Consider the following 5,888-nt stretch of genomic DNA (forward strand, 5'->3'; position numbering starts at 1 on the left):
CGACAGGAACCCGGTCGAAACGCGAACACACCTCGTCCCACGCCGCCGCGAACACCGGAAACGCCGCATACAGCTCCCGGCCCATGCCGACCCGCTGAGAACCCTGACCGGTGAACAGGAACGCCAGCCCGCCAGGCCCGACCGACCCGGTGACCAGCTCGTCCCTCACCAGGACGGCACGGTGTGCCAACCGCGCCCGGGTGGTGGCCAGGGAGAACGCGACGTCGGCCACCGGCTCGGTGAGCGCGCGAACGGACGCCACCTGCGCCAGCAACGCATCGGCCGACCCCGCCGACACCACACGCGGCACGGGCCAGTCCGGCACGGCGTCCGGCACCGCGTCCGACTCAGGGGCCTCTGCCTCGGGAGCCTCCTCGAGCACCACGTGCGCGTTGGTGCCGCTCACCCCGAACGCGGACACCCCGGCCCGCCGGGGCGAGGAGCCCGATGGCCACGGCCGGGACTCGGTCAGCACCGACACCGCGCCCGCCGACCAGTCGACCGCCGACGTCGGCGCGTCGACATGCAGGGTCCTCGGCATGGTCGAGTGCCGCAACGCCAGCACGGACTTGATGACCCCGGCGACACCGGCCGCCGACTGCGTGTGCCCGATGTTGGACTTCACCGATCCCAGCCACACCGGCGTGTCCCGGTCCTGCCCGTAGGTCGCCAGGATGGCCTGCGCCTCGATCGGGTCGCCGAGCCGCGTGCCGGTGCCGTGCGCCTCCACCATGTCCACATCGGACGGTGACAGCCGGGCAGCCTCCAGTGCCGCCAGGATGACCCGCTGCTGCGACGGCCCGTTCGGCGCGGTCAGCCCGCTGGACGCGCCGTCGGAGTTGACCGCCGTACCGCGCACCACCGCCAGCACCGGCCGCCCGTTGCGCCGGGCGTCGGACAGCCGCTCCACCAGCAGCACCCCGGCACCCTCACCCCAGCCGGTCCCGTCGGCCGCGTCCGCGAACGGTTTGCACCGGCCGTCGACGGCCAGGCCGCGCTGTTTGCTGAACTCGGTGAACACGCCCGGCGTGGCCATCACGGTCACCCCGCCCGCGAGCGCCATGGTCACCTCACCCCGCCGCAGCGACTGCACCGCGAGGTGCAGCGCCACCAGCGACGACGAGCACGCCGTGTCGATCGTGACGGCGGGCCCCTCAAGACCGAAGGTGTAGGCGACCCGCCCGGACACCACCGAGGACGCGCCGCCAGTCAGCAGGTACCCCTCGGTCTCGTCCGGCGAACCGCCCGCGACCGAAAGGTAGCCCTGGTCGTTGGTGCCCGCGAACACGCCGATCCGGTTGCCGCGCAACGAGGTCGGGTCGATCCCCGCGCGCTCGAACGCCTCCCAGCACGTCTGGAGCAGCAACCGCTGCTGCGGGTCCATGGCCAGCGCCTCGCGCGGGGTGATCCCGAAGAACACCGGGTCGAACTCCTCGGCACCGGACAGGAAACCGCCCTGGGAGGCGTAGCTGGTGCCCGGGGCGTCCGGGTCGGCGTCGAACAACGCGTCTAGGTCCCAGCCCCGGTCACCGGGGAACGGTCCGACCCCGTCGCCGCCGGACGCGACCAGCCGCCACAGGTCCTCCGGCGACTCGACGCCGCCCGGGTAGCGGCACGCCATGCCGGTGATGGCGATGGGCTCTGTGTCGCCGTCCTCCCACTCACGCAGGCGCTGCTTTGTCCGGCGAAGGTCGGCGGTGACCAGTTTGAGGTAGTCGCGAAGGGTCTTCTCGTCAGCCATGGGGGGACCTCATTCACGCCGGGTGGTCAGCGGACCGCGACCGGGAACTGCAGCATGCCGCGGATGATGTAGGACTTGCGGCGGCGGATCGGGCCGATCGGTCGCACGTCGGGCAGCCTGGCGGCGACCGCGGCCAGCGCGACCTCACCCTCCAGCCGGGCCAGCGCCGCGCCGAGACAGAAGTGGATCCCCAGGGAGAACGACAGCAGCTCCCTGTTCCTTGGCCGGAACACGTCGAACCGCTCCGGGTCCGGATAGACCTCGGGGTCACGGTTGGCCGCACCGGCCAGGATCGCCAGCTGACTGTCCACCGGCAGCACGACGCCGCCGATCTCCAGTTCCTCCTGGACGACCCGCCGGTACTGCTGGGTCGGCGTCTCGAACCGCAGCGTCTCCTGGATCACCGATGGCGCCATGGACGGGTCGTCGCGGAACGCGGTCCACTGATCGGGGTGCGCCAGCATCAGGTTCAGTGCGTTGGCGATCAGGTTGACCGTGGTCTCGACGCCGCCGAGCGTGAGGAACGCCAGCAGCGGCGTGAACTCCGCCATCGACATGCGCTCGTCGTCCAGTGCGGGCAACAGGTCCGACACGAGGTCGGCACCTGGGTCGGCCCGCCGCCTCGCGATGATGTCGGCGAAGATCGCGTGCATCTGGGCGGTGGAACGGGAAACGTCCTCGATCAGCGCCAGCGACGGCTCCCCGTCGACCAGGTGCATCATCCGGCGGGTCAGTGCGAACATCTCCGGCTGGTGCTCGCGCGGCACGCCGATCAGCTCGCCGATGACGTACATGGGCAGCTGCTGGGCGAACGCCGTCATGAAGTTGAACCGGGCGGGCCCGGCGAGGATCCTGTCGAGCAGTTCGTCGCAGAACCGTTCGATCCTCGGCCGCCAGGACTCCATCTGACCGGGATTGATCGCGTGGATCGTCAGCTTGCGCAGCCTGGTGTGGTCGGGCGGGTCCATGCCCAGCATCGAGTTGTCGAACTCGACCGACTGCGGCGCGCGGTCTCCCGACCCCATGCGCACGCCGAACCTGCGGTCCCGCAACACTTTTCCGGCGAGTGCGTGGTCGGGCACGAGCCAGGTGCCCAGCGCGCTGCGCGACACCGGGCCACGCGCGCGGATCTGCTCGTAGAGGGGATACGGGTTCTCCGGCGCGCCGAGCAGGAGTGCGTAGGGATCGCCCTGCTCGCCCGCGGCGGCGACATACTCGTGCCACACGGCCAGTTGTGCCCGCGTCCGTTCGATTGTGTCCGTTGCCATCCGCTGCTCCCGCACACGACTCCCGGCCCGGGCCGCCCCGGTGCCATCGGCCAACGAAACCGACGCCGAGCCCCTAGCGACAACCCCTACCGGCACCGATCGGACATGGTCCTGCCACCCGAAACGACCGGCCGCACAGGAGAGGGGTTGCGCCGGGGCACCCGCGCGTCGCACGTTGGCACGTGCCGGCGGGACAGTGGTTCCCGCACCTGCCCCGCAGACGGAACGGACGGGAACGAGACCATGACGCACACCGCCGAGGCGACCGACCTGTGGCTGCGCCGCTACCAACCCACGCAGGACGCCGCCCACCGGCTGGTCTGCCTGCCGCACGCGGGCGGGTCGGCCAGCTACTTCTTCGGCGTCGCCAAGAACCTCGCGCCCGCCGTCGACGTGCTCGCCGCCCAGTACCCCGGGCGGCAGGACCGCAGGACCGAGCCGTGCGTGACGGCCATCGCCGAGCTCGCCGACCTGCTCGCCACCCACGTGGCCCGCGTCGCCGACCGGCCGCTGTCCCTGTTCGGGCACAGCATGGGCGCCGTACTGGCGTTCGAGGTCGCCGCCCGGCTCGAGGCGGACGGCGTCGCGCCGCACTCGATCATCGTCTCCGGCCGCCGCGCGCCGGGCACCGTCCGCGACGAGCGCGTCCACCTGCGCGACGACGACGGTCTCGTCGCCGAGATCCAGGCGCTGTCGGGCACCGACGCCAAGGTCATGCGGGACGAGGAGCTCCTGCGCATGGTGCTGCCCGCGATCCGCGGCGACTACCGCGCCATCGAGACCTACCGGAGCGAGCCGGGCCGCACCATCTCCGCCCCGATCCACGCCATCGTCGGCGAGAGCGACCCGAAGGCCACCGTGGCCGAGGTCAGCCGCTGGGAGGAGCACACCACCGGTGCGTTCGCGATGAAGGTCTTCCCCGGCGGCCACTTCTACCTCGACCGCCACGTCCCCGAGGTGCTCGGCCTGATCCGGACGGCGCTCGGGGTCGCCTGACCGGTCGGTCATCGGGACAGCGCCACGCTGGCCCTGACCACGCGGGGCCGGGAGTCCGCGACCACCGACGGCAGGTCGGTCGGCAGATCGGTGCGCCTGGCCACGTTCAGCTTGCGGTACACCCGGGTCAGGTGCTGCTCCACCGTGCTCACGGTGATGTAGAGCCGCCGCCCGATCTCCCGGTTGGTGTGCCCGTGCGCGGCCAGCTCCGCGACCTTGCGCTCGGCCGCCGACAGCGACGCCGCGCCGACGGCTTCGCTGTCGGCGCCCACCGTCGTCTCGTGCACCGGTGAGGGCTCGACCTCGTCGGCGAGCAGCCCGGCCTGGCACACCTTGGCCAGCTGGGTCACCTTGCGCAGCACCATCCTGGCGCTGGCGAGCTGCCCGCGTTCCTGGTGGGTCCTGCTCAGCTCGGCCAGCGACCTGGCCAGCTCGAGCCGGTCGGCGCAGCGCTCAAGGTGGCGGACCGACTCGTTCAGCAGCGCCGTGCGGTCCTTCGTGTCCTTGCAGGAGGCCAGTACCCGCAGCGCGACCCCGACGCCCCTGGCGCCACCGGCCGCCTTGGCGCGGTTGAGCTGCTCGGTCGCGTACGCGCGGGCCTCGCGGTTCCGTCCCAGCCGCTGCAACGCCTGCGCCAGGTCACCCCGCCACGGCGCGGCCGCCGGGACGTCCAGCTCACGGCCTCTGGCCCAGCTCGCGCACCGCTCGAACTCCTCGAGGGCGGCAAGAACGCGCCCCGCCGCCAGGTGGCAGTGCCCGCCAGCGTGGGCGAGGCGCGCACCGAACGTGGTGGCCGCCATCGCCTCTGGCACCGGGCGCGACAGCAGTGCGGTCGCCTGCTCGACGTTGCCCATCGCGGTCTCGGCGAGGATCAGCACCGACAGCGGGTACCCGATCAGCACGCCCCAGCTCTGCGCGGTCAGCATGCCGAGCGCCTCGGTCGCCTTCGCTCGCGCGGCCACCAGGTCACCCCGGCGCAGCGCGGTGTCGGCGGCGACGCACACCAGCAGCGCCCGCCCCGTCGTCGCGCCGAGACGGGTGGCCTCGTCGACCAGCGCGGCCGACGCGCACGCCGCACGCTCCGACCGGCCAACGTCCTCCAGTGCCAGCAACGCGGTCGCCACGACCTCCGCCGGGACATCCCCGGCCCGGCCCTGCAGTACGTGCTCGGCTCTTGGCACGACGTCCCGTGCCGAACCCCGCGACCACGCCCGGTGCAACAGCGCGGTGTGCACCCACGGGTTGGCCGACGCGGCCTTCTCCTGGACCGTCAGGAGGGCGTGTGCCTCGGCGGGTACCTGGTCCCGCAGCGACCCGTAGATCCACTCGCACGTGAGCCGCAGTTCGACGGCGGTGCGCACGTCCAGCGGTCCCGCGGTGGCCGACGCGGCGACCAGTTGTGCCATCGCGGCCGCCAGGTCGCCCTGCCACAGCAGGTGCCGGATCACCGGGACGGCGTCGCGCCACCCCAGGTTCCCGGCCAGCAGCGCGTCCCGCAGCGGCGGCAGGTGCCGGGCGCCCGACGACGGGTTGACCCGCCACGCGACCCGCACCAGCGCGGCACGCAGCGCCGTCCGGTCCTTCTCGTCCTCGGTGGCACGCAACGCCAGGTCGAGGCATTTCACCGCCAGCGCGGCGTCGTCCACCGTGACCTGTTCCGCGGCCTGGCGCAGCACGCGCACCGCCCACTGTCCCGGCGTGGTGTCGGCCGCGACGAGGTGGCGTGCGACGCCGACCGCGTCCACGCCGTGCCGGTCGAGCAGTTCGGCGGCGCGGGCATGCAGCTCGGCCGCGGTGTCGGGGGGCAGCGCGCCGAGCACCGTCGCGGTGATCGCCGGGTGCCGTAACCGCCACCCGTCGACGATGGCGGCGCGGGACAGCGC

Annotated in this window: 4 protein-coding genes; 1 reads left to right on the plus strand and 3 read right to left on the minus strand. The window is 72.7% G+C overall.

Annotated features, from left to right (window positions below):
- A partial coding sequence (locus WBA97_RS28430) for a type I polyketide synthase (RefSeq protein WP_424234017.1) occupies nucleotides 1-1,741 on the minus strand: 1,741 nt, incomplete at its 3' end.
- Nucleotides 1,742-1,767: 26 nt separating this feature from the next.
- Nucleotides 1,768-3,009 (minus strand): cytochrome P450, encoded by a 1,242-nt coding sequence (locus WBA97_RS28435; RefSeq protein WP_424234018.1) that lies wholly within the window; start codon nucleotides 3,007-3,009, stop codon nucleotides 1,768-1,770.
- Between the two features lie 243 nt (nucleotides 3,010-3,252).
- Here WBA97_RS28435 and WBA97_RS28440 point away from each other — a divergent pair, with 243 nt between their 5' ends.
- Nucleotides 3,253-4,005: a thioesterase II family protein gene (locus tag WBA97_RS28440; protein WP_424234019.1), complete on the plus strand. Its 753-nt coding sequence runs from the start codon at nucleotides 3,253-3,255 to the stop codon at nucleotides 4,003-4,005.
- Between the two features lie 8 nt (nucleotides 4,006-4,013).
- On the opposite strand, the gene WBA97_RS28445 is transcribed toward WBA97_RS28440, so the two are convergent.
- Nucleotides 4,014-5,888: LuxR C-terminal-related transcriptional regulator (locus tag WBA97_RS28445; protein ID WP_424234020.1), on the minus strand; the 1,875-nt coding region annotated here is incomplete at its 5' end.

This window comes from Actinophytocola sp. (genome assembly GCF_049647105.1).
GTDB lineage: Bacteria > Actinomycetota > Actinomycetes > Mycobacteriales > Pseudonocardiaceae > Actinophytocola.